The organism is Campylobacter sp. CH186, from assembly GCF_004378925.1.
Taxonomy (GTDB): Bacteria; Campylobacterota; Campylobacteria; order Campylobacterales; family Campylobacteraceae; genus Campylobacter_D; species Campylobacter_D jejuni.
Window position 1 is genome coordinate 1 of sequence record NZ_RYYB01000034.1, and the last position, 218, is coordinate 218.

Sequence of the window (218 nt, forward strand, 5' to 3'; positions counted from 1 at the left end):
AATCTTAATGCTTCCATATCAGGTGCAACCTTTAGATCTTTAATCTCTACTACTACAAGAAGATCAACCTTTATAGATAATGTTATGGGTAATTCTATGCAAAGCTTTTATCTAGGAAATTCAAGTAGAGCCCAAAGAATGGCTATGTCTGAAAAGGGTAATTTATATGCAGATGCAAGTGATTATATAAAGAGTGATTTAAATAATGGAAACTATGG

General features: G+C 31.7%; 1 pseudogene. It reads left to right on the forward strand.

Features of this window, described 5'->3' with window-relative positions:
- Positions 1 to 218, forward strand: a pseudogene (locus ELQ09_RS08240) (autotransporter outer membrane beta-barrel domain-containing protein); the annotation flags it as partial.